General features: G+C 68.3%; 21 protein-coding genes. 13 read left to right on the top strand and 8 right to left on the bottom strand.

Going from position 1 to position 23,174, the window contains the following annotated elements:
• Positions 1-5: 5 nt before the first annotated feature.
• Both ACQ7JA_RS16180 and ACQ7JA_RS16185 read right to left on the bottom strand, forming a co-directional pair.
• Positions 6-2,093, bottom strand: a complete 2,088-nt coding sequence (locus ACQ7JA_RS16180; protein ID WP_430899512.1) for an ATP-dependent helicase — start codon at positions 2,091-2,093, stop codon at positions 6-8.
• Positions 2,094-2,520: 427 nt separating this feature from the next.
• Entirely contained in the window at positions 2,521-2,748 is a 228-nt protein-coding gene (locus ACQ7JA_RS16185) for a hypothetical protein (protein ID WP_430899514.1), read from the bottom strand.
• A 198-nt stretch (positions 2,749-2,946) separates the two neighbouring features.
• Here ACQ7JA_RS16185 and ACQ7JA_RS16190 point away from each other — a divergent pair, with 198 nt between their 5' ends.
• The 8 genes from ACQ7JA_RS16190 (at position 2,947) to ACQ7JA_RS16225 (ending at position 8,281) form a co-directional block, all read left to right on the top strand.
• On the top strand, positions 2,947-3,123 hold the full coding sequence (locus ACQ7JA_RS16190; RefSeq protein ID WP_430899516.1) for a hypothetical protein: 177 nt from the start codon (positions 2,947-2,949) through the stop codon (positions 3,121-3,123).
• Between the two features lie 53 nt (positions 3,124-3,176).
• Positions 3,177-3,746 carry a chromate transporter gene (locus tag ACQ7JA_RS16195; protein WP_430899518.1) on the top strand — a complete coding sequence of 190 codons (570 nt, stop codon included), beginning with the start codon at positions 3,177-3,179 and terminating at the stop codon, positions 3,744-3,746.
• On the top strand, positions 3,743-4,327 hold the full coding sequence (locus tag ACQ7JA_RS16200; protein ID WP_430899520.1) for a chromate transporter: 585 nt from the start codon (positions 3,743-3,745) through the stop codon (positions 4,325-4,327). The genes ACQ7JA_RS16195 and ACQ7JA_RS16200 overlap by 4 nt, the downstream gene beginning before the upstream one ends.
• Positions 4,328-4,385: 58 nt before the next feature.
• On the top strand, positions 4,386-5,228 hold the full coding sequence (gene fghA, locus ACQ7JA_RS16205) for an S-formylglutathione hydrolase (protein WP_430899522.1): 843 nt from the start codon (positions 4,386-4,388) through the stop codon (positions 5,226-5,228).
• Positions 5,229-5,323: 95 nt separating this feature from the next.
• Positions 5,324-6,274, top strand: coding sequence for an IS481 family transposase (locus ACQ7JA_RS16210; RefSeq protein ID WP_430899524.1), 951 nt, complete (start codon positions 5,324-5,326; stop codon positions 6,272-6,274).
• A 150-nt stretch (positions 6,275-6,424) separates the two neighbouring features.
• Positions 6,425-7,162 carry a phosphoribosyltransferase gene (locus ACQ7JA_RS16215; protein ID WP_430899526.1) on the top strand — a complete coding sequence of 246 codons (738 nt, stop codon included), beginning with the start codon at positions 6,425-6,427 and terminating at the stop codon, positions 7,160-7,162.
• Complete coding sequence (locus ACQ7JA_RS16220; RefSeq protein ID WP_430899528.1) at positions 7,159-7,911, top strand: hypothetical protein; 753 nt, start codon at positions 7,159-7,161, stop codon at positions 7,909-7,911. Before ACQ7JA_RS16215 ends, ACQ7JA_RS16220 begins: the two co-directional genes overlap by 4 nt.
• Before the next feature lie 97 nt (positions 7,912-8,008).
• Positions 8,009-8,281, top strand: a complete 273-nt coding sequence (locus ACQ7JA_RS16225; RefSeq protein ID WP_430899530.1) for an erythromycin esterase family protein — start codon at positions 8,009-8,011, stop codon at positions 8,279-8,281.
• Positions 8,282-8,395: 114 nt separating this feature from the next.
• Here ACQ7JA_RS16225 and ACQ7JA_RS16230 read toward each other — a convergent pair whose 3' ends face one another.
• Complete coding sequence (locus ACQ7JA_RS16230; RefSeq protein WP_430899532.1) at positions 8,396-10,381, bottom strand: diguanylate cyclase domain-containing protein; 1,986 nt, start codon at positions 10,379-10,381, stop codon at positions 8,396-8,398.
• Positions 10,382-10,564: 183 nt separating this feature from the next.
• Between ACQ7JA_RS16230 and ACQ7JA_RS16235 the strand changes: the two genes are divergently transcribed.
• Both ACQ7JA_RS16235 and ACQ7JA_RS16240 read left to right on the top strand, forming a co-directional pair.
• Positions 10,565-11,044, top strand: a complete 480-nt coding sequence (locus tag ACQ7JA_RS16235) for a (2Fe-2S)-binding protein (protein WP_430899534.1) — start codon at positions 10,565-10,567, stop codon at positions 11,042-11,044.
• Positions 11,041-13,287: a molybdopterin cofactor-binding domain-containing protein gene (locus tag ACQ7JA_RS16240; RefSeq protein WP_430899536.1), complete on the top strand. Its 2,247-nt coding sequence runs from the start codon at positions 11,041-11,043 to the stop codon at positions 13,285-13,287. The genes ACQ7JA_RS16235 and ACQ7JA_RS16240 overlap by 4 nt, the downstream gene beginning before the upstream one ends.
• A gap of 119 nt (positions 13,288-13,406) precedes the next feature.
• On the opposite strand, the gene ACQ7JA_RS16245 is transcribed toward ACQ7JA_RS16240, so the two are convergent.
• A complete protein-coding gene (locus tag ACQ7JA_RS16245) occupies positions 13,407-13,730 on the bottom strand; it encodes a hypothetical protein (RefSeq protein WP_430899538.1) in 324 nt (107 codons plus the stop codon).
• A gap of 141 nt (positions 13,731-13,871) precedes the next feature.
• On the opposite strand from ACQ7JA_RS16245, the gene ACQ7JA_RS16250 reads away from it, so the two are divergent.
• Positions 13,872-14,399, top strand: coding sequence for a PH domain-containing protein (locus tag ACQ7JA_RS16250; RefSeq protein WP_430899540.1), 528 nt, complete (start codon positions 13,872-13,874; stop codon positions 14,397-14,399).
• Positions 14,400-14,675: 276 nt separating this feature from the next.
• Positions 14,676-15,875, top strand: coding sequence for a GGDEF domain-containing protein (locus ACQ7JA_RS16255; RefSeq protein ID WP_430899542.1), 1,200 nt, complete (start codon positions 14,676-14,678; stop codon positions 15,873-15,875).
• A gap of 9 nt (positions 15,876-15,884) precedes the next feature.
• Here the strand turns inward: ACQ7JA_RS16255 and ACQ7JA_RS16260 are convergent, their stop codons facing one another.
• From ACQ7JA_RS16260 to ACQ7JA_RS16275, 4 genes are read right to left on the bottom strand one after another with little or no spacing between them, the layout of a single operon-like run.
• Positions 15,885-16,277, bottom strand: coding sequence for a RidA family protein (locus ACQ7JA_RS16260; protein WP_430899544.1), 393 nt, complete (start codon positions 16,275-16,277; stop codon positions 15,885-15,887).
• Positions 16,274-17,455 (bottom strand): acyl-CoA dehydrogenase family protein, encoded by a 1,182-nt coding sequence (locus ACQ7JA_RS16265; RefSeq protein ID WP_430899546.1) that lies wholly within the window; start codon positions 17,453-17,455, stop codon positions 16,274-16,276. Before ACQ7JA_RS16265 ends, ACQ7JA_RS16260 begins: the two co-directional genes overlap by 4 nt.
• A gap of 1 nt (position 17,456) precedes the next feature.
• On the bottom strand, positions 17,457-18,311 hold the full coding sequence (locus ACQ7JA_RS16270; protein WP_430899548.1) for an enoyl-CoA hydratase family protein: 855 nt from the start codon (positions 18,309-18,311) through the stop codon (positions 17,457-17,459).
• Between the two features lie 24 nt (positions 18,312-18,335).
• Positions 18,336-20,720: a bifunctional salicylyl-CoA 5-hydroxylase/oxidoreductase gene (locus tag ACQ7JA_RS16275; RefSeq protein WP_430899550.1), complete on the bottom strand. Its 2,385-nt coding sequence runs from the start codon at positions 20,718-20,720 to the stop codon at positions 18,336-18,338.
• 156 nt (positions 20,721-20,876) lie between these two features.
• Between ACQ7JA_RS16275 and ACQ7JA_RS16280 the strand changes: the two genes are divergently transcribed.
• Positions 20,877-23,132, top strand: a complete 2,256-nt coding sequence (locus ACQ7JA_RS16280; RefSeq protein WP_430899552.1) for an ATP-binding protein — start codon at positions 20,877-20,879, stop codon at positions 23,130-23,132.
• Positions 23,133-23,174 lie beyond the last annotated feature (42 nt).

A 23,174-nucleotide genomic window follows, 5' to 3' on the forward strand; every position in this document is an offset into this window, starting at 1 on the left:
CGCGCTCATTTCCACGCATTTCTTGCCCGGTCTCTCACCAGCATCCGCACGCTCTCCGGCACCGGTGCGCGCAGGTGCCGGGACCCGGCGTCGAGCCAGGTGCTCTCCTCGAAATGCTTCAGCATGGCCGGGGTGATGAAGCGCGTGCGCGCCGCATACACGTGGCGGTCGCCCGTGGACGCCTGCTGCTTGATGAAGAAGCGGTTCGGGAGCACCAGGTGCAGGTGTTCGCGGGCGCGCGTCATCGCCACGTAGAGCAGGCGCCGCTCTTCCTCGATGTCGTCCTGGTTCCCCGTCGCCATGTCCGACGGGATGCAGCCGTCCACCACGTTCAGCACGTGCACGGATTTCCACTCCTGCCCCTTGCTCGAATGGATGGTCGAGAGGATCACGTAGTCTTCGTCGAGCAGGGGCGGCCCGGCGCGGTCGCTGGTGGCCTCGGGCGGATCGAGCGTGATCTCGGCCAGGAAGGCTTCGCGCGAACCGTGGCCGCCCGCCAGGGCGGCCAGCTGCTCGACGTCGGCCGCGCGCACCTGTGCATCGTCGTGCAGGCGCTCCAGGTGCGGCAGGTACCACTGCTTGACCAGTTCGATGTCGGCCGGCCAGCGCAGGCCCGGCGTGCGCAGGCGCCGGTACAGGGCGCAGAAAGCCTCCCAGTCGGCCTTGCTGCGCGCCGGCGGCGCGAAGCCCTCCAGCGCCGCCACCGGGTCGGGCGATGCCGCGATCGCGTCCAGCAGGCGGGTCGCGGTAGCCTGGCCGATGCCGGGGATCAGCTGCACGGTCCGGAAACCCGCCATGCGCCCGGCCGGATTCTGCACGAAGCGCAGCATCGCCAGCACGTCCTTGATATGGGAGGCTTCGAGGAATTTCAGGCCGCCGAATTTCACGAAGGGGATGTTCCGGCGCATCAGTTCAAGCTCCAGCGCCGCGCTGTGGCTGGCCGCACGGAACAGCACCGCCTGCTGGGTGAGCGCAATCCCGGCCTCGCGGTGCTCGAGGATGCGATTGCAGACCCAGCGCGCCTGCTCGGCCTCGTCGGGAATCAGGACCAGCTGCGGCTTGGCGCCGGAGGCCTTGTCGGTCCACAGCGTCTTCGCGTGGCGCTCCAGCGCGCCGGCGATCACCGCGTTCGAGGCGTCCAGGATGGGCTGGGTCGAGCGGTAGTTGCGCTCCAGCGTGATGACCTCTGCCGGGCGCGTGAATTCCTTGGGAAAGTCGAGGATGTTGCGGACCGTCGCGCCGCGGAAGGCGTAGATCGACTGGGCGTCGTCGCCCACCACCATCACGCCCTCGCCGCCCGGCTTCATGCCGGTGAGGATGGAGGCCTGCAGGCGGTTGGTGTCCTGGTATTCGTCGACCAGCACGTGGTCGAACAGGGCGCCGAGCTCGGGACCCAGCACCGGGTCGCCGGCCATCTCGGCCCAGAACAGCAGCAGGTCGTCGTAGTCGAGCACGTTCTGCTCCTGCTTGGCGTCGACGTAGGCGCCGAACAGGGTCTTGAGCTGGCCTTCCCACTCGCTGCACCAGGGGAAGGTCGACTGCAGCACCTGGTCCAACGGCGCGCGGCTGTTCACCACCCGCGAATAGATCGACAGGCAGGTGCCCTTGAGCGGAAAGCGTTTCTCTGTATTCGACAGGCCGATCTCGTGGCGCACCATGCCCATCAGGTCTTCCGAATCGCCGCGGTCATGGATGGTGAAGGATTCGTCGAGGCCGATGCGGCCGGCGTATTCGCGCAGCAGGCGCGCGCCGATCGCGTGGAAGGTGCCGGCCCAGGGCAGCGTGATCGGAGAACCGGCGCCATTCCGGCCCAGCAGGCGCTGCAGCACACCGCTGGCGCGCTGGCCCATCTCGCCCGCGGCGCGGCGCGAGAAGGTCAGCAGCAGGATACGCTGGGGATCGGCTCCCGACTGGATCAGGCGCGCCACCCGGTGCGCCAGGGTATTCGTCTTGCCCGAGCCGGCCCCGGCCACGACCAGCAGGGGACGCACCAGCTCAGCGCCGATGTCGTGCTCGACCGCGGCCCGCTGTTCGGCATTGAGGCTCGCGAACGGATCGCTTGGCACGGCAGGCTGGTCGATAACGGCGGACATGGGGGCGGCTGGGGTGAAAATGCCATACTGTACATTTGTCCAGTTGTGTTGCGCAAGCAGAAATCTGGACGGGCACAAGCATTGTCTTGGCCTGTCGCCCGAACATACCCGCTCTCTGGTCATGCATTACAAGCAAAAAAATCGCTAAGTCACGGATCTATAAAATATTTTCCGGATATCCACAAACTCTGTGAATAACTATGTGGAAAAGCGGGGGCTTGACACGCCGGACGCGGCCATTGATGCGGCTTTCAACAATTTGCCTATTGGGAAGGCAGCGCCGATAGCCCCAAAAATCAAGGGTTTACATGCATGTCCCGCCTGCGCATCAGGCCTGCACACAAAATTAACCTTAAAAAATTTATGTGCATAAGCCGGCTCTGCCTGACCCGCCTTCGAACCGCGCCGGCCAGTGCACAAAGCCGTTTCAGGCCGGGCGCAGGGCGGCGCCGCTGCGGCGCTTCGACGGGTCGAGCAGGACACGGGTGATGATCCGCGTGTCGACCGCATGCGACTTCAGGAATTCGAGGGCGGACAGCGTGCCGGCGGCGCGCATCAGGAGAATCGCGTCGTCGACGATGTCGCGCTGGCGCAGGTCGCACCTGGCCTCCCTGGCGTCGTCGGAGATGGCGTGGAGGGTACGCGGAGGATTCATCGTGCGCCTGCCCTTTCTGTCATGGATTGGTGGGGCTGCGAGCAGTATGGTCGAAGCCAGATCAATGTCAATACCCGATTCAGGTCAAAGGGACGATTCCGAATATGTGCTTGGACTGTACAAGCCGGGCAGCGCTGCGACACAGCCTCCTCGCGCCGCCTACAATGGCCGCGCCACCCATCGACGAACGAGGACACCATGAACACCCATCCCGACCCCGACATGAATCCCGGCGACGAAGCCGAACCCGGCACGCCCGGCGCCGGCGAAGACGTCTGCGAAATCTGCGCCGGCAGCGGCAAGCAGGCCGACGGCAAGCCCTGCCCGAACTGCGGCGGCAGCGGCCACGTCATGCGCGGGATCGGCGGCGGCTGAGGCCGGCCGGGTCCGCGTGGACAGGGCGCGCCGCCCACGGCGATAATGCGGCGATGGACTCGCCACCTTCCCGCCCCCGGCCCGCCTCGCTCACCGATCTCTTCGTCTCCTTCACCGTCCTGGCCCTGCAGGGCTTCGGCGGCGTGCTGCCGGTCGTCCAGCACGAGCTGGTCGAGCGCAAGCGCTGGCTGACGCAGGAGGAGTTCGTCGAGGACTGGGCGGTGGCGCAGATCATGCCCGGCCCCAACGTGGTCAACCTGGCCCTGACGCTCGGCGCGCGCTGGTTCGGCCTGCGCGGCGCCCTGGCGGCAATGGGCGGCCTGCTGGCCATGCCCCTGGTGCTGGTGCTGCTGCTGGCGGTCGTGCACGCGCAGTTCAAGGACGATCCGGCCGTCGGCGGCGCCCTGCGCGGCATGGCGGCGGTATCCGCCGGCCTGATCGCGGCGGCCGGCCTCAGGCTGTCGAGCGCGCTGGCCAGGAATCCCATTCCGCTTCCCATGTGCATCGCGATCGCGGCCGCCGGCTTCGTGCTGCTGGCGTGGGTGCGGGTCCCGCTGCTGTGGGTGCTGCCGCCGCTCGGCCTGCTCGGCTGCGTGCTGGCCTGGCGCCGCTTGCGGCCATGAACGCGCCGCAGCTGGTGTTCGGCTGGCACGACTGGCTCGACCTCTTCATCCACTACCTGATGCTGTCCCTGCTCTCGCTGGGCGGCGCGATCTCGGCCACGGGCGACATGCACCGCTACCTGGTCGAAGACAAGGGCTGGCTCAGCGAATCGCAGTTCAGCGAATCGGTCGCGCTGGCCCAGGCCGCGCCCGGCCCCAACGTGCTGTTCGTGGCCCTGATGGGCTGGCACGTGGGCATGAACACGGGCAGCCTGGCGGCCGCCTTTCTCGGGGTGGGCACCACCATGACCGGCATCCTGCTACCCTCCTCCGTCCTGACCTACCAGGTCGCCCGATGGGGCCACCGCAACCGCGAGCTGCGCGCGGTGCGCGCCTTCAAGCTGGGCATGGCGCCGATGGTGATCGGCATGCTGCTGGCGACCAGCTGGCTGCTGGCCACGGCGAGCAGCCGGGGCGGCAACCGCGACTGGGCGCTCTGGCTGCTGGCCGGCGCGAGCTGCCTCGTCATCTGGCGCACCCGCCTGCACATCCTGTGGCTGCTGGCCCTGGGCGCCGTACTGGGCGCGCTCGGCTTCGTATGACTGGCACGCGTGCGCGCAGCAGGGCATACTGGCGGCATCCCAACCAAGAAAAACAGTCATGCCAGACCTGCTCAACGAACACGCCTGCTTCGGCGGCGTGCAGCGCTTTTATTCCTTCGACTCCCAGGCGATCGGCCTGCCGATGCGCTATTCCGTCTACCTGCCGCCCGGGGCCGGCGACAAGCCCCTGCCGGTGCTGTTCTACCTGGCGGGCCTGACCTGCACCGAGGAGACCTTCATGACCAAGGCCGGCGCCCAGCGCGTGGCCGCCGAGGAAGGCATCATCCTGGTCGCGCCCGACACCAGCCCGCGCGGCGCCGGCGTGCCGGGCGAAACGGACGACTGGGACTTCGGCGCCGGCGCCGGCTTCTACGTCGATGCGCTCCGGGAGCCCTGGTCGCGCCACTACCGCATGTACAGCCACATCCTCGAGCTGCGCCAGCTGGTGCTCGACACGCTGCCGGCCGACCCGGCGCGCGTGGGCATCTTCGGGCACTCGATGGGCGGCCACGGCGCCCTGATGCTGGCGCTGCGCAATCCCGACCTGTTCCGCTCGGTCTCCGCCTTTGCGCCGATCGCCGCGCCGATGCGCTGCCCATGGGGCAAGAAGGCCTTCGGCGGCTACCTCGGACCGGACGAAGCGCTCTGGCGCCAGTACGACGCCACCGAGCTGATGGCGGGCATGACGCGCGCGCCCTTCCCCGGCGGGATCCTGATCGACCAGGGACAGGCCGACAAATTCCTGGCCGAGCAGCTGTATCCGGAAGCCTTCGAGGCCGCCTGCCTGGGCGTGGGCCAGCCGCTGACCCTGCGCCGCCAGCCGGATTACGATCACGGCTACTACTTCATCTCGACCTTCTTGGAAGACCACCTGCGCTTCCACCGCCGCGTGCTGGGTTGAGGCGCTAGTTGTGATGTTTCAATAGGTTGTTCATTCGGATTGGATTTGGGAAACTGGAAATCGCCAAACCCCCAGTTCTCAAGGAAACCAACCGAATGAACATCCATAAGAATGCCCGATTGACCTTCATCCGTCGAGTCGAAATGGTCGAAGACGTCCTTAAATCTCGTTTGCCAGACAGCCAAGCCGCTCAGCTGTACGACGTCAGTGCGGTCACTGTACGCAAATGGGTGGGTCGATTTCTGGCCGAGGGCAAGTCGGGCTTGTATGACCGCTCGTCACGACCGGATTGCAGCCCGCGTGCTATCGATGAGTCAAAAGCGTTGACCATCGTGGAGCTGCGCAAGAAGAGGATGACGCGGGCACGCATTGCCGAGTATTTGTCCCTGTCAAAAGCCACAGTGAGCCGGGTACTCGGCCGTGCGGGCTTGGCCCGGCTATCGGATCTGGAACCGGCCGAACCAGTCAAGCGCTACGAACACGAGAATCCGGGCGACCTCATACACATCGACACGAAGAAACTGGGCCGGATCGAGAAGACCGGCCACCGGGCTACTGGTGACCGTCGTGACCGCAGCCGCGGTGCTGGCTGGGAAGTCTTGTTTGTCGCCGTCGATGACCACGCGCGAATCGCGTACACCGAGCTGCACCCCGATGAGTCGCAGGAAAGCGCCTGCCGCTTCCTGGCAAACGCTCACGCGTATTACTGCTCGCTGGGCGCGAAACCCAAGCGGCTGCTAACCGATAACGGCTCGGCCTTCCGTGCAAAGAGTTTCAGCCGCGTTTGCGCAGGGCTGGAACTGAAGCATCGCTTTACCAAACCCTACCGGCCCCAGACCAACGGTAAAGCTGAACGCTTCATCCAATCTGCGCTACGTGAATGGGCCTACGGCTTTATCTACAAGAGCTCCGACGAGCGTGCAGACACGCTGCGTGAATGGATTCATCACTACAACTGGCATCGTCCACACCAGGGTATCGGCGGCAAGGCACCGATGTCCAGGCTCTCAACCGATCGAAACAACCTCTTGCAACTTCACAGCTAGTCCATCGGGACCGGTGGCCCCACCGGTCCTCTCCCCACTCGCCTGCAGCACCAATGCCATACGGCAAACGTACGCCGTCGGCGCAGATCCCTGTGTATGCTGGATACATGGCTTTCGGCACGCGCCGGACCCGGTCCGCGCCGCCCCGCCATGCTTGATCACCGCCTGCGTCAACCGCGTCGCACCATGCCGGACACCCAGGGCTACAAGGACCGCATCCACGCCGGCCGCGAGCTGGCGCGCGAGCTGCGCCGCCGGCTCGGGCCCGGCGGGCAGGAAGACCTGCTGGTGCTCGGACTGCCGCGCGGCGGCGTGCCGGTCGCCTTCGAAGTCGCGCAGGCGCTCGGGGCCGAGCTCGACGTCCTGCTGGTGCGCAAGCTGGGCCTGCCGAACCAGGAAGAGTACGCCATGGGGGCGATCGGCAGCGGCGGCGTGCGCGTGCTGCAGCCGGGCGTGCCCGGGCTGATGGGCGTGACGCAGGAACAGGTCGAGGAAGTCACCCGGCGCGAGCTGGTCGAGCTCGAACGGCGCGACCGCCGCTACCGGGGCGGTCGCGCCGCGCCGCGCATCGCCGGACGCTGCGTGATCGTGGTCGATGACGGCATCGCCACCGGCGCGACCATGATGGCGGCGCTGCAGGTGCTGCGCCGCCAGGCCCCGGCCCGGCTGGTGGTGGCGGCCCCGGTCGGGGCGCCCGATACCGTCGGCCTGCTCGGGAACGAGGCGGACGAGGTGGTCTGTCCACTGGCCCCGCCGCGCTTCCAGGCGGTCGGCCAGTTCTACCGGACTTTCGGACAGACCGGCGACGAGGAAGTGCAGGATTTGCTGGCGCAGGCATGGGCCAAGCCCGGCGCGCAGGACGAGAACAACAGAAAGGAGCGGACATGAAACCAATTCCAACCGAGACGGCAACCGATGTGGGCAGTGTGGGCAAGTGGCTGGGCGCAGCCGCGGCGGGCGCGCTCCTGATGTATCTGCTCGACCCCGAGCGCGGCCCGGCGCGGCGCTCGCGCGCCGCATCCGCGCTGAAAAGCGGCGCCGCGCGCACCGGTAGTGCGGTCGATCACGCCCTGCACAGCGCGGGAGAAAGCCTCGGCGCACTGACCGGCAGCGCAGCCGACGCCATCTCGCGCGGAGCCGGCAAGCTGCAGGCCCAGGCCGCGCCGCTGCTCGAACGCGCCCGTCACGCTGCGCACGAGGCCGAAGACCGCATCACGGCCGAGGCCGACCATGCCCGCGAGCGCGCCCGCCGGGAAGCGCAAGCCGAGCGGGAACGCTACCAGGCGGAGCACTCCTACGCCAGCCGCAACCGCTACGACCACGACGAACACTACGCCCATGGGGGCGGCCTGGCGGGCATGCTGCAGCACCTGGGCGACCGTCTCGGCGCCGTCTTCGGCGCGAGCCGCGGTCCCGATTCCGCCCTGCTCGGCGGCAGCCTGCTGGGATTGCTCGGCGTGATGCGGCGCAATCCCGCCGGCCTGCTGGTCGGCCTGGCAGGCCTTGCCCTCCTGATGCGTAGCGGCACGCAGCGCTACTCGGTCGGCAGCCTCGCGCTGCCGAAGACCAGGCAGGCGGGCGAACCGGCGCCCTACCTGCCGTCGGGCACCGAACCGGGCAGCCGCACCCTGCACTGACAGCCCATGCGCCAAGGTCGCCGTCACCGCCTACGAAACCGGCGCCATCCGCGCCGCCGCCCATCCGCTCGGCGGGGGTGACGCCGACGACGATCCCTTGCTCGCGCTGGTCGGCGATGCCCGCTTCTTCCTGCCGCTGCGCGATCCCGGGCCGGCGCGCGACGTGCTCATGGAAGAACGCCTGGAGCGCGCGATCGGCGTGCTCTACCTGCCGCGCACCGAGCGCCAGAGCCACTACTTCATGGCCCAGCTGGCGCGCCAGTTCGACGGGATCGTCCACATCGACCGCACCAGTGCGGTGACGCCGCTGGATGCCACCAGTGGCTGGCATTCCGGCGAGCCGCCGGAGACCTCCCCCCAGGGTTTGTGACCTGCTTTCGTAGGGTGGGCGGTCCTCCGCCCACGCGTCCAACTCGCCGTTGCGAGCCACGGCGCGGGCCGGGATAGGTGTTTTGACCGCGTCGGCATCCTACGGGACCCAGCCTCAGACTTCGAAGAAAGCGTAGCCGTTCCGCCCCTTCCCCTTCGCCGCATACAGTGCGCTGTCCGCCGCCGCCAGCAGCTGCTCCTGGCTCTGCTGCGGCACCGACAGCGCCACGCCCACGCTGGTCGACGCCTGCACCAGCCCGGCGCTGGTGCGGAAGGGCGTGCGCATCGCGTCGACGATCTTGGCGGCGATCCGCTCCGCCTCCACGCGTCCGCCGATCTCCTCGAGGATGACGACGAACTCGTCCCCCGACAGCCGCGCCGGGGTGTCGGTGACGCGCACGCCCACCGTCAGGCGGCGCGCAAACTCCTTCAGCACCTCGTCGCCCACGCCGTGGCCGTGGGTGTCGTTGATGCGCTTGAAACGGTCGATGTCGAGGTAGGCCAGGGCAAGCGGCCGTCCGCTCCGGCGTGCGCGGTCGAGGGCGTGGTGCAGGCTCTCGCCGAACATGCGGCGGTTGGCGATGCCGGTCAGGGTGTCGATGCGCGCCAGCTGCAGCAGCTGTTCCTCGACCTCCTTCACGTGCGTCATGTCGTGCACCAGCGAGTACACGCCGGCCACACTGCCGTCCGGCTGGAAATCGGGGATGTAGGTCGCCTGCAGGATGCGCGGATCGCCGCGCACCGGGATGCGGATCTCATGGGTCACGCTATGTCCCGCGAAAGCCTGTTCCAGGTGCGGGAAGACCTCGGCGGCGATGCCTCCGCCCAGCAGGCTGGACACCGGCATGCCCTCGAGCTGCTCCGGCGTGACGCCGAACCACTTTTCGTAGGTGGCGTTGCCGAAGCGGAAGCAATGGTCGCGGTCCATATAGGAGATCAGCACCGGCAGGTTGTCCGTGATGAGGCGCAGGCGCTTCTCGCTGGCCGCGCGGCCGCTCTCGGCGCGCTCGCGTTCGGCCATGAGGGCGTGGAAGGCCCGGCCCAGCTCCCCGATCTCATCCCGGCGGCCGTCGCGCAGCACCTCGATCTCGGCGCCGTCGTGGCGGATCGCGGCCACGTTGTCGCGCAGTTCCTGCAGCGGTGCGAGCAGGCGGAACACCAGCACCCAGGCCAGCAGCCCGGCCGCCAGCGCCAGGCCTCCCGCGCTGAAGAAGGCGTTGCGGCGCATCGTGATCATCGGCGCGAAGGCTTCCGCCTGCGGATAGCGCGCCGCCAGGATCCAGCCGGTGGTGCGCAGGCGCTTGTAGGCGTAGATCGACTCGGTCCCGTCCTTGCTACGCGCTTCCAGCCAGCCCTCGAAGCCGGCCAGCGCCCTGTCGGTTCCGTAGTTGTTGCCCGGGAAGCTGCTGATGTGCTCGAACAGGCGCGACTGGTCAGGGTGGCCGATCACGACGCCCTCGGCGGTCATGATGAAGAGGTAGCCGGTCTTGCCCGGCTTGAGCGCGCCGATCTGGCGCAGGAAGCCCGAGCGGCGCAGGTCCACGCTGCCGGTCAGCACCGCGACGATGGCGCCCGTCTCGTCCCTGACCGGTGTGCTGAACACGACGATGTGATTGCCGGTCAGGCGGCTGCGGATGGGCCGCGAGACCACGCTGCGCTGCCCTTCCATCACCTTGTCGAAGTAGTCGGTGCCGCGCGCATTCAGGGACGCGGTTCCGGGCAGTTCGCGCAGCGACAGCTGCATGTCGCCATGGCGGTCGAACACCACCAGGTTCAGGTACTCGTCGGCGCCCCAGAGGCGCACCTGGCCGCCGAGGAAGGCCGGCAAGTTCTTCCAGTCGGTGCGCAGCGCGGGAGGAATCCCGGCGCCCAAGGCCTCGATCTGGGCCATGCGCGCGCCGATGCGGTCGTCCATGAAGGAAGCGGCCCCCGCCAGCATCGTGTATTCCTGGTCGCCGATCACCGACTTCATGCCGCGCTCGGCGACCGAGAGGGTCGACAGCGTCACCAGCAAGGTCGCGGCGAACACCAGGGCCGCAGCGATGCACGCCAGGCGCAGCTTCAGATTGGCGGACCTCAGGAGTGACCTTGATATCACCATGAAATTTGACGGAAATGCTCAATAGAATGACAAAGTATTACATACTCCCCCATCCTGACGAGTTTCATTCCGCGTTGCAATTGTAGGTAACACTTACTCGTGGGATATTGCAAGCTGGCACTGTCGATTCCCGGATTTTTCGATTAGGATTTCAGGTTTCCCGCAGACGGACAAGGACCGCCCATGAGTAAATACACCCTGAACGTCAACGGCAAGACCCAAGCGGTCGAAGTCGAACCGGATACGCCTTTGCTCTGGGCGCTGCGCGACACGCTCGGCCTGGTCGGCACCAAGTACGGCTGCGGGCTCGGCCAGTGCGGCGCCTGCACCGTGCACGTCGACGGCGTGCCGACGCGTTCCTGCGTGCTGCCGGTGTCCAGCCTCGGCAAGCAGAAGATCACGACCATCGAGGGCCTGGACACCAGGGCCCGGCATCCGCTGCAGCAGGCCTGGCAGGAACTCGACGTGCCCCAGTGCGGCTACTGCCAGGCCGGCCAGATCATGACGGCCTGCCACCTCCTCAAGCAGCACCCGAAGCCGAGCGACGCCCAGATCGACGAGGCGATGGCGGGCAATCTGTGCCGCTGCGCCACCTACACCCGCATCCGCGCGGGCATCCACCGCGCGGCCGAGATCGCCGCTAATGGAAAGGGCAAGAAATGAAGAGCACCCTCCCCATTTCCGCATCGCGCCGCGGCTTCCTGCGGGCCAGCAGCGTCGGCGCCGCCTTCATGCTCGGCATGTCGGCCGAAGGCGCCCTGGCCGCGGCGGCCCGCGCAAGCGGCGCGCCCGGCCCGGAATTCGTCCCGAATGCCTTCATCCGCATCGGCCGCGACGGCCGCGTCACCCTGATCTCGAAGCAGCCCGAAATCGGCCAGGGCATCAAGACCTCGCTGCCCATGGTGATCGCCGAACAGCTCGAGCTGCCGTGGCAGAACGTGCGCGTCGTGCAGGGCGACCTCGATACGGCCAGATATGGCTCCCAGGGCGCGGGCGGCTCGACTTCGACCCCGACCAACTACGAGAACTTCCACCGCCTCGGCGCGGCGGCGCGCATGATGCTGGTGCAGGCCGCCGCCGAGACCTGGGGCGTGCCGGTCGCTGAATGCGCGGCCGAACAGGGCGCCGTCGTGCACGGCAGGACGAAGCGCAGGCTGGCCTATGGCGCCCTGGTGGAGCGCGCAGCGAAACTGCCGGTGCCGGAGGCATCCCAGGTGGTCCTGAAGGACCCGGCCAGCTACACCCTGCTGGGCACCCGCGTGGGCGGCGTCGACAACGCCGCCATCGTCAGCGGCCAGCCGCTGTTCGGCATCGACGTTCGCCTGGCCGGCATGCTCTACGCCGTGTATGCGAAATGCCCGGTCTTCGGCGGCAAGCCACTCAAGGCCAACCTGGAGGCCGTGAAGGCCATGCTGGGCGTGAAGGACGCCTTCATCATCGAGGGCACGCCCAACCTGAACGGCCTGCGTCCGGGCGTGGCGATCGTCGCCACCTCGACCTGGAACGCGATCCGCGCCAGGCGCGCACTCGAGGTCGAATGGGACGAAGGTGAAGGCGCCGGCCATAGCTGGGCCGACTTCGCCGCCCAGGCCAAGGCCGCCGCAAGCAAGCCCGGCGCCGCCAGCGTGCGCAAGGACGGCGACGTCGCCGGCAGCCTGGCCAGGGCGGCCAAGGTGGTCGAAGCCGCCTACAGCTACCCCTTCATCTCGCACGCGAGCATGGAACCGCAGAACTGCACCGCCTGGTTCAAGCCGGCGGAAGGCACGCTGGAACTGTGGGCGCCGACCCAGAACCCGGGCGCCGGCCAGGCCCTGGTGACGTCGACCTTCGGCATCCCGAAAGAGAAGATCGAGCTGCACATCATCCGCAGCGGCGGCGGTTTCGGCCGGCGCCTGAGCTCGGACTTCATCGTCGAGGCGACCGCCATCGCGCAGAAGGTCGCGGCGCCGGTCAAGCTGACCTGGACCCGCGAGGACGACCTCCAGCACGACCACTTCCGTCCGGGGGGCTTCCACTTCCTGCGCGGCGGCGTCGATGCGAACGGCCGCGCCGTGGCCTGGCACAACCACTTCGTCACCTTCGCCAACCGCGTGGAGCGCGAAGGCAAGAGCATCCTGCAGCCGGGCAGCGGCGGCAACCTGTCGGGCGACGAGTTCCCGGGCCGCTGGCTGGCCAATTGCCAGCTGGAGCAGACCGCCCTGGAATGCCGGGTGCCGATGGGTCCCTGGCGCGCGCCGGGCAGTTGCGTGTTCGCCTGGGTCTTCCACAGCTTCATCGACGAGCTGGCCCATGCGGGCGGGCGCGATCCCCTGGAATTCCGCATGGAGCTGCTGGGCGAGCGCGACATCGTGCCGGGCACGGGCGAGCGCGGCCAGCCATACAGCGTGGCGCGCATGAAGAAGGTGCTCCAGGTTGCGGCCGACGGGGCCGGCTGGGGGAAGAAAAAATTCCCGCGTGGCCAGGGCCAGGGCATCGCCTTCCACTTCAGCCACCGCGGCTATGTGGCGCAGGTGGCGGAAGTGACGGTGTCGAAGAACGGCAAGCTGAAGGTGGACCGGGTGGTGGTCGCGACCGACATCGGCTCGCAGATCGTGAACCTGTCGGGCGCAGAGAACCAGGTCGAAGGGTCGGTGATCGATGGCCTGTCGACGATGATGTACCCGGCCCTCGACATCGAGAAGGGCCGCATCGTGCAGAGCAACTTCCACGACTACCCGCTGCTGCGCATGCCGGATGCGCCTGCCAGGATCGAGATGCACTTCGTCAAGTCCGACTACCCGGTGACCGGCCTGGGCGAACCCGCCCTGCCGCCGCTGGCGCCGGCCGTGTGCAATGCGATCTTCGCAGCGACCGGCAAGCGCGTGCGCGAGCTCCCGCTCAGCAAGACGGACCTGAGCTGGAGTTAATTTGTAGGGTGGACGGCTTCGCCGTCCGCGCGTTCAAATACACGGTGACATGAGGCGCATTGGCCAATTACCTGCAGATTGAACGTACGGACGGCGTAAAACAGTCCACTCTACGCGGCTCAATGCCGGTGCGCGGGATCGTTGTCCTGTGCGCCGTGGTACGCGAGGATGGAGGCGGCTGTTTCCAGCCGCCCCTCCTCGGCCGTGACGGTGACGACGCACTTGCCGATTTCCAGCCCCGGCGTGTACACATCCTTGTAGTCGGCGCCGCCCTTCACCGCCGGCGAATCGCCCACCGTGAAATTGGCCTCCGACGGGCCGGCTTCGTCGCCGGTGTGGCTGATCTCGATGCCGTCCCGGTCGAAGCCGGCGTCCAGCAGGGCCTGGCGCGCGCGCTCGGCGTCCTGCACATTGTCGATCACCCGTACGAGCTGCTGTTTCATACCGCCTCCATCGATGCCTGTCGCAGTCCACCGTAACAGAATCGGCATCGCGCCGGCGCCCGGCTCGGGCGCTCGCCGGAAGGATTGCCGGCGCCGACGGGAGCGCATACACTCGGGATGAGCTCATCCTTTCCCAATCCCATGACCCCTGACCAAGCGAGCGTCCGCGCCCAGTTCAATCCGCTGATCAAGCCCTTCCTGGTCGTCAAGATCGGCTTCACGATGGTGTGCACCGTTATCGGGATCCCTCTTGCCATCGTCTGGTTCCTGGGCGTCGGGCGCTGGTGGGCCCAGCATTATTTCGACCGGCTCGAGTGCCAGCTGGGCGAGCGCAGCATCCGCTTCCGGAAAGGCATCCTGGTTACAACCGAGAAGACAATTCCTCTGGAGAATATCCAGGACGTGACTTTCGTGGAAGGCCCGATCCTGCGGCGCTTCAACCTGAGCACCGTGAAATTCGAAACCGCCGGACACAGCGCCGGCCAGGCCTCGGACATGCAGCTGACCGGCATCATCGACGCCCAGGCTTTCCGTGCGCAGATCCTGCAGGCGCGCGAAGCCTTGCGCCATGCACCCGCGCCTGACGGGAACGACGCCCAGCTGCGCGTGCTGCGCTCGATCGAGGCGAAGCTGGACGAGATCGCACAGCTGCTGCGCGCAAAAGCCTAGCGCCGCCCTCATGCAGCAGGCGCAGGGCGTCCGGCTGCGGGGCCGAGACGATCGCGATCTCGAGCGCGGGATACTCCCGGCCGAGCATTGCCAGCGCCGGCGTCCATGGGAAGATCACGGGGATCACGGATCGCAGCCGAGTCTCACCGGCCATCCGTCGCCGGCACGCGGCAGGCGCCATATTTCCTGCTGAATTGAGACAATCGGTGAATATTCCCTTGTGAGCGAAAAACTATAATCCTGCATCGATCGATTGCAGCGCTCGCAGAAGAAAAATTGGATCCGTTCACGCTCGTGGTGGCGTCAAGCCTGGCAGCCGCCATCATGGCCGGGAGCATGGGCCTGATCTACCGTGCCGGCTCGCGCCAGCCCTGCCTGCGCGACTGGATGATGGCGGGCGTCTTCTTCGCCGGTAACAACGTCATCGGCGCCCTCGCGATCACCTTCCAGGTCAGCCACTTCCTGATCCCCGGCTTCGGCAATGCGCTCTACCTTGCCGGCCACTTCGGCATCCTGGCCGGCCTGCGGCGCCACCTCGGCCTGCCTGCGGGCTGGAAGCCGTTCGCCGCCTGCGCCGCGCTGATCCCGCTGCTGCACGCCCTCCCCTTCCTGCAGTCCTCGGTGACGCACCGCCTGCTCTTGTTCACCCCGATCATTGCCGCCATCAACGTCGGCGTCGCCGTCACGCTCTGGAACCACGTTCGCCGCGGCGAATGGGCGCCCTACCTTCCGCTCGCCATCCTCGAGCTGTTCTTCGCCTTCCAGCTGAGCTTGCGCACGGCCTACCTGATTCTCAAGGAGGGCCACGCACTGACCTTCATGGGCAGTCAATTCCTGCAGACCTCGGGCACCCTGTTCGTGCTGGTCTTCCTGTCGGTGGCGACCATGGGCTGCGCCCTGATCGTGACCCACCAGCAGGCCCAGCTGCTGCGCCGCGCCTCGCTGACCGACTCCCTCACCGGCTGGCTGAACCGGCGCGCCCTGCACGACCTGGCCGCCGCCGAGTTCCGCCGCTGCCGCAACAACGGCGCGGAGCTGTTCTTCATTACCTTCGACATCGACCACTTCAAGTCGATCAACGACCGCCACGGCCACGCCGTCGGCGACGCGGCGCTGTGCCACGTCACCGCGCTCGCGAGCGGCGCGCTGCGCGGCAACGACGCCCTGTTCCGGATCGGCGGCGAGGAGTTCGCCGTCATGGTGAATCGCAGCACCCTGGACGATGTCTGCGGCATCGCCGAAAGGCTGCGCGAGCTGGTCGCCGGCTCGCCGCTGCAATGCGGGGAAGCGACGGTGCGGATGAGCATCAGCGTCGGCGTGGCCCAGCGCAGGGCGGAAGACGGGAAATGGGAAGACATCCTGGGCCGCGCCGACAAGGCGCTGTACTGCGCCAAGCAGCAGGGCCGCAACCGGGTGGCGCTGCACGGCCGCGACCTGCCCGCCGATGAGCCGCTGCTGCAACGGGCAACGGCCTGAAACCCGGGACTAGTCCGGCACGACAGCCGTTACTTCGATCTCGACCCGCGCCCGCTCCTCCATCAGTCCCGCCACCTGCACCGCGCTCATGGTCGGATAGTGGCGCCCGATGACGTCGCGGTAGGCCGCGCCGAGGGCGGCGCCCGCCTCCAGGTATTCGCTGCGGTCGAGCACGTACCAGGTCATGCGCACGATGTGCTCCGGCCCGGCGCCGGCTTCGCGCAACACGGCCACGATGTTTTGCAGCGCCTGGCGCGCCTGGCCGACGAAGTCATCGGTCTGGAAGCAGCCTTCGGCATCCCAGCCGATCATGCCGCTGACATAGACCTGGCGGCCGCTCACGGCGATGCCGTTCGAGTAGCCTTTCGGGCGCGGCCATCCCGGTGGTTGCAGGATGTTCATCGGCCTCCCTCCTGGGCAAGCACTTCGCGTGCGATGATCAGGAGCTGCACCTCGCTTGCTCCCTCGTAGATGCGCAGGGCGCGGATCTCCCGGTACAGGGTCTCGACCGTTTCTCCGCTGACGACGCCCTGGCCACCGAAGAGCTGGACGGCCGCATCGATGACCTGCTGGGCGGTCTCGGTGGCGGTCAGCTTGGCCATGGCGGCCTCCTTCGTCACGCGCTTGCCTTGCTTGGTTTTAACATCCTGCATCCAGGCCGCGCGGTAGGTGAGCAGCGCCGCGGCGTCGATAGCGGTCGCCATCTGCGCCAGCTTGGCCTGGGTGAGCTGGAAGTCGGCCAGGGTCTTGCCGAACATCGCCCGTTCACGCGCGCGCTTCAAGCCCTCGTCCAGGGCCCGGCGCGCGAAGCCGAGGCTGGCAGCCGCAACCGAGGTGCGGAACACGTCCAGCGTCGCCATCGCCACCTTGAAGCCCTGCCCCTCGTCGCCGATCCGCTGCGCCGCCGGCACCCGGCAGCCCGCGAAGCGCAGCCGCGCCAGCGGGTGCGGGGCGATTACGTCGATGCGCTCGGCGATCGAGAGGCCGGGCGTGTCGGCATCGACGATGAAGGCAGAGATGCCGCGCGCGCCGCGTCCGCCCTCCCCGCCGCCATCGCCGGTGCGGGCGAAGACGACGTAGAAGTCGGCGATGCCGCCGTTCGAGATCCAGGTCTTTTCGCCGTCCAGCACGTAGTCGTCACCGTCGCGGCGCGCGGCGCACTGCATCGCGGCCACGTCGGAACCGGCCTGCGGCTCCGACAGGGCGAATGCGGCGATTGCCTCGCCGGCGGCGACGCGTGCCAGGTAGCGTTCCTGCTGCGCGGCGCTGCCGAACAGCGAGATCGCGCCGCTGCCCAGGCCCTGCATGGCGAAGGCGAAATCGGCCAGGCCCGCGTGGCGCGCCAGGGTCTCGCGGATCAGGCAGATGGCGCGCGTGTCGATGGCCTGGCCGGGCCCGCCGATGGCGTGGCGCAGCCAGCCGCCGCGTCCGAGCAGGGCCACCAGCTCGCGGCAGGCCGCATCGACGTCGCCGGCGTGCGCGTGCCGGAGATGCTCGCCGGCCCAGGCATCCAGCGCCAGGGCCAGCGCGCGATGGTGGGGTTCGAAGAAGGGCCAGTCGAGGTAGTCACGGTCCGCCATCTCAATCTCCCTCGAAGCGCGGCTGGTCCTTGGCCACGAAGGCATGGTAGGCGCGGTGGAAGTCATTGGTCGCCATGCAGATCGCCTGGGCCTGGGCCTCGGCCTCGATGGCTTCGTCCACGCCCATATTCCATTCCTGCTGCAGCATCTTCTTGGTCATGCCGTGGGCGAAGGTGGGGCCGCCCGCCAGGGTGGCGGCAAACGCCTGGGCTTGCGCCAGGAGGTCTTGCGGCTCGCAGAGGCGGTTGAAGAAGCCCCAGCGCTCGGCTTCCTCGCCTTTCATGGCGCGGCCGGTGTAGAGCAGTTCCGCCGCCCTTCCCTGGCCGATCACGCGCGGCAGCAGCGCGCAGGCGCCCATGTCGCAGCCGGCCAGGCCGACGCGGGTGAAGAGAAAAGCCGTCTTGCTGCGCGCGGTGCCGTAGCGGATGTCCGAGGACAGGGCCAGGATCGCGCCGGCGCCGGCGCACACGCCGTCCACCGCCGCCACGATGGGCTGCGGGCAGGCGCGCATGGCCTTCACCAGCTCGCCCGTCATGCGGGTAAAGGCCAGCAGGCCCGGCATGTCGAGTTTCGTCAGCGGCCCGATGATCTCGTGCACGTCGCCGCCCGAGCAGAAGTTCTCGCCGGCGCCCGTGATGACGACGGCCTTGACGTCGTCGGCGTAGGCCAGCGCGCGGAACAGCTCGCGCAGCTCGGCGTAGGACTCGAAGGTGAGCGGATTCTTGCGCTCGGGGCGGTTCAAGGTGACGGTCGCCACCCGGTTTTCGACCTGGTACTGGAAATGGGTGGCCTGATAGGTGCCCAGGACGGCGCGGTTGCCCGGCAGCCGGTGCGATTCCCCCGGTAGGTAATGCATGGGTGTGCTCCTGTGATGAATGGGTCAGCCCTCGAGCAGGCGCGCGGCCAGCTCCTGGGGCGAGAGGCCGGCAGTGGCCGCCTGCTGCTGGCGCTCGCGCTCCAGGTTGCGCTCCAGCTGGCTTTTTCCCGCGCGGTACTGGCGCGGCCAGCTCGCGCCGCCGTAGCCGATGCGGGCTGCTTCCAGCAGGGTCCAGGCCGGATTGGCCAGGTGCGGGCGCGCGACCGCGCACAGGTCGGCGCGGCCGGCGGCGACGATGCTGTTGACGTGGTCGGCCTCGTAGATCGAGCCGACTGCGATGGTCGGGATGCCGGCCTCGTTGCGGATGCGGTCGGAGAACGGGGTCTGGAACATGCGGCCGTAGACCGGCTGTTCGTCCTTGCTGACCTGGCCCGAGGAGCAATCGATCATGTCCGCGCCCGCCGCCTTGAACAGGCGCGCGATCTCCACCGCGTCGTCCGGCAGGATGCCGCCTTCGACCCAGTCGTGGGCCGAGACGCGCACGCTGATCGGCAGTCCGGCCGGCCAGGTGGCGCGGATCGCGGCGAACACCTCGAGCGGATAGCGGCAACGGTTCTCCAGGCTGCCGCCGTATTCGTCATCGCGGCGGTTGGTGAGCGGCGAGATGAAGCTCGACAGCAGGTAGCCGTGGGCGCAGTGCAGCTCGAGCCAGTCGAAGCCGGCGCCGGCGGCCGCCTCGGTGGCGCGCACGAAGTCGGCCTTGATCCGCTCCAGGTCCTCGCGCGTGGCCGCGCGGGACCACTGCGAGACGCCGGCCAGGTACTGCTGTGGCGACGCCGACACCAGCGGCCAGTTGCCGCTTTCGAGCGGCTGGTCGATGCCGTCCCACATCGGCCGGGTCGAGCCCTTGGCGCCGGCGTGGCCAAGCTGCACGCCGATCTTGGCGTCGCTGTTGGCGTGGACGAAGTCGACGATGCGCTTCCATGCCGCCGTGTGCTCGGCGTTGTAGAGGCCGGGGCACTGCGGCGTGATGCGCGCGTCGGCCGACACGCAGGTCATCTCGGCCATCACCAGGGCCGCGCCGCCGAGCGCGCGGGCGCCCAGGTGCGCCAGGTGGAAGTCGCCGACAAGCCCGTCCACCGCCGAATACTGGGCCATCGGCGAGACGACGACGCGGTTCTTGAGCAGCACCTCCCGCACCTTGAACGGCGTGAACATCGGCGGCGTCGGGCCGCCTGGCGCCGCCACGCCCGCCTGCGCCGCGGCCCGGCGCGCGAACCAGTCCTCGAAGCCGGCGATGTAGTCCGGATCGCGCAGGCGCAGATTCTCGTGCGAAAGGCGCTGGCTGCGCGTGAGCAGCGAATAGGCGAACTGCTCGGTCTCCATGGCGCCGTACCGGGCCACGTTCTCGAACCATTCCATCGAGTTGCGCGCGGCGCTCTGCAGCTTGAGCACCTCGACGCGGCGCGCCGCTTCATACCTTGCCAGGACCTCTCCCAGCGGCTGTGCGGGGTCGTCGAGGCAGTTCGCCAGTTCGATCGCGTCTTCCAGCGCCAGCTTGGTGCCGGAGCCGATCGAGAAGTGGGCGGTGTGGGCCGCGTCACCCATCAGGACCACCGGCACGTGGCGCCCGTCGATCTCTTCCCGGTGCACCCAGCGCCCGCAGGCGATGCGGGGGAAGCGGATCCACATGCTGGAGCCGCGCAGGTGGGCCGCATTCGCCATCAGCGCGTGGCCGTCGAGATGGCGCGCGAACAGGCGCTCGCAAAAGGCCAGCGCCTCGCGCTGGTCCATCGCTTCGAGTCCCGCCGCCTGCCAGGTCTCTTCCAGGGTCTCGACGATGAAGGTCGAGGTCTCGCCGTCGTACTGGTAGGCGTGGGCCTGGAACCAGCCGTGCTCCGTCTCTTCGAAGGCGAATGTGAAAGCGTCGAATTTCTTGCGGGTGCCGAGCCAGACGAAGCGGCAGTGGCGGCGCTCGACCTCGGGCTGGAAAACTTCCGCGTAGCGGCTGCGGATGGCGCTGTTGACGCCGTCGCAGGCGACGATGAGGTCGGCGCCATAGGTACGCGCCAGCCCGGCTTCGTCCCGCACCTCGGTCTCGAATTCCAGGCGCACGCCCAATTCCAGGCAGCGCTCCTGCAGCAGGTTGAGCAGGCGCTTGCGCCCGATGCCGCAAAAGCCGTGGCCGCTGGAAGTCACGGTGCGGCCCTTGAAGTGCACGTCGATGTCGTCCCAGTGGTTGAAGGACTGCAGGATGGCGCGCGCGCTCGCTTCGTCGGCGCCCGCCAGATGGCCCAGGGTCTGGTCCGAAAACACCACGCCCCAGCCGAAGGTGTCGCTGGGCCGGTTGCGCTCGACCACGGTGACGGAATAGTCGGGATGGCGCTTCTTGGCCAGCAATCCGAAATACAGGCCGGCCGGCCCGCCGCCCACGCACACGATGTTCATTCACGCTCCTTCAGGTGTCCCCTCCTATATTAACGCGCCAGATAGTTTAAGTGTCAAGTAATTGACCGGCTTGCAGCAATACAGGGTACGCCTTGTTTAGTACAATAGGGAAACGTCTGCACCTTTCGGGTGCATCCGCCACTCACCGAGAACCGAATGAGCTCCATGATTCCGCGCCTACGCCTGAAAAGCCTGCGCAGCCGGCTGATGCTGCTGGTCGCCCTGGCCATCACGCCGATCGCCGTGATGACGGTGCTGGGCGGAATGCGCGAGCGCGAGGCCGCGATCCGCGCCTCCGAGGAAAACCTGCAGCGCCTGACCACCCTTGCCGCGGCCAACGAGGCCCAGTCGCTCGAGCGTGCGCGCCAGATCCTGGTCGACCTGGTCAGCGTGCCCGACCTGATGGGCCCGGCCCCGCGCTGCAACGCCCTGCTGGCGGACGTCCTGGACCGCAATGAAGGCTACGTCAACTTCGGCCTGATCCGCCTCGACGGCGAAGTCACGTGCAGCGCGGTGCCGATGCTGCACCCGGTGAACCTGGGCGACCGGCGCCACTTCCGCCGCGCGATCGCCGAGCGCCGCTTCATCGCGGGCGACTATGTGTTCGGGCGCGTGATCCGCAAGCACACGATCAATCTCACCTACCCCGTCACCGACCGCAACGGCGCCATCGTCGCGGTGGTGTTCTCGGCCATGGACCTGGCCGGCCTCGACACCTATGTGAACGAGATCAACCTGCCGCTCGGCTCGATCCTGGCGACGGCCGACTCCGGCGGCACGGTGATCTCGCGCCGGCCGGACCCGGAGCGCTGGTTCGGCCGCAAGATCGCCCCCAGCCTGGAGGCGGCCATGCGCGCGCCCTCGCACCAATCGGTGGTCGTGGTCGGCGAAGACGGTGTCGAGCGCCTGCATGCCTTTGCCCGGGTCGGCGAGCCCTCGCTGTCCGAATACACGGTGACCATCGGCGTGCCCCTGGAAACCATCACGGCCGCCGCGCGCGAAGCGCAGCTGATGTCCCTGCTCGGGCTCGCGGCCACCACCCTGCTGGCCCTGCTGGCGGCCTGGCTGGCAGGCGACATCCTGATCGTGCAGCGCGTGAGGAAGCTCATGGACACGGCGCGCCGCATCGCCGCCGGGGACCTGCAGGCGCGCAGCGGCATCGACTATGGCCGCGAAGAGATCGGGCGACTGGCCGCGGCCCTGGACGAGATGGCGGCCACCCTGCAGGCCAAGGAAGCGGCGCGCAGCCAGGCCGAGCGCGAGCTGCGCGCGGCCGACCAGCGCAAGGACGAGTTCCTCGCCATGCTGGCCCACGAGCTGAGGAATCCCCTGGCGCCGATCAGCACGGGCGCCCACCTGCTCAAGCTGCTGCACTCGGACAACGCCCAGATCACCCAGACCTGCGCCATCATCGCGCGCCAGGTCGAGCACATGACCAGCCTGGTCGACGACCTGCTGGACGTCTCGCGCGTCACGCGCGGCCTGGTCTCGCTGTCGACCCAGGTACTGGACCTGCGCAAGGTCGTGGACGACGCCGCCGAGCAGATCCGTCCCCTGATCACGGCGCGCCGCCACCAGGTGGTGCTCGACCTTCCCGACAGCGCGGCCAGCGTCAAGGGCGACCACAAGCGCCTGGTGCAGGTGGTCGCCAACCTGCTGGGCAACGCCACCAAGTACACGCCGGAAGGCGGCCACATCCGCCTGCAGCTGCGCGCGGAAGCCGACAGGGAATTCGTGCTCGAAGTCCGTGACGACGGCATCGGCATGGAGCCGGCCCTGGTCGAGCGCGTGTTCGAGCTGTTCACCCAGGCCGAGCGCACGCCGGACCGTTCCCAGGGCGGGCTGGGCCTGGGCCTGGCGCTGGCCAGGAGCCTGGTCGAGCTGCACGGCGGCAGCGTCAGCGCCGCCAGCCCGGGCCCCGGCCAGGGCAGCACCTTCACCGTGCGCCTGCCGCGCTTCACCCAGGCCGTCGCGTCGCCGCTGGACGCCGCCGTGCGCGAGGCGGCGCTGGTCGCGCGCCCGCTGCGGGTGCTGGTGGTGGACGACAACCTCGACGCCGCCCACACCCTCAACCTCTACCTGGCGGCCGCAGGACACCGCGTCGAGATCGCCTACAACGGCATCGACGCCCTGAAGCTCGCCGAAGTCTTCGCGCCCCAGGTCTGCCTGCTCGACATCGGCCTGCCCGACATGGACGGCAACGAGCTGGCGCGCCGCCTGCGCCGCCTGCCCGAGACTGCCAAGGCCACCCTGATCGCCGCCACCGGCTACGGGCGCCAGCAGGATCGCGAAGCGGCGGCCGCGGCAGGCTTCGACCACTACATGGTCAAGCCCGTCAATACCGTGCAGCTGAGCGAACTGCTGGCCCGCGTCGCCGCGCCGGACGCGCCGGCACAGGGCGCGCCCCGCTAGCCTGCCTTCGCCTATCATCGGGCTTTCGGTAACAGGAGGGCA

Source organism: Massilia sp. BKSP1R2A-1 (assembly GCF_050586525.1).
GTDB lineage: Bacteria > Pseudomonadota > Gammaproteobacteria > Burkholderiales > Burkholderiaceae_D > Telluria.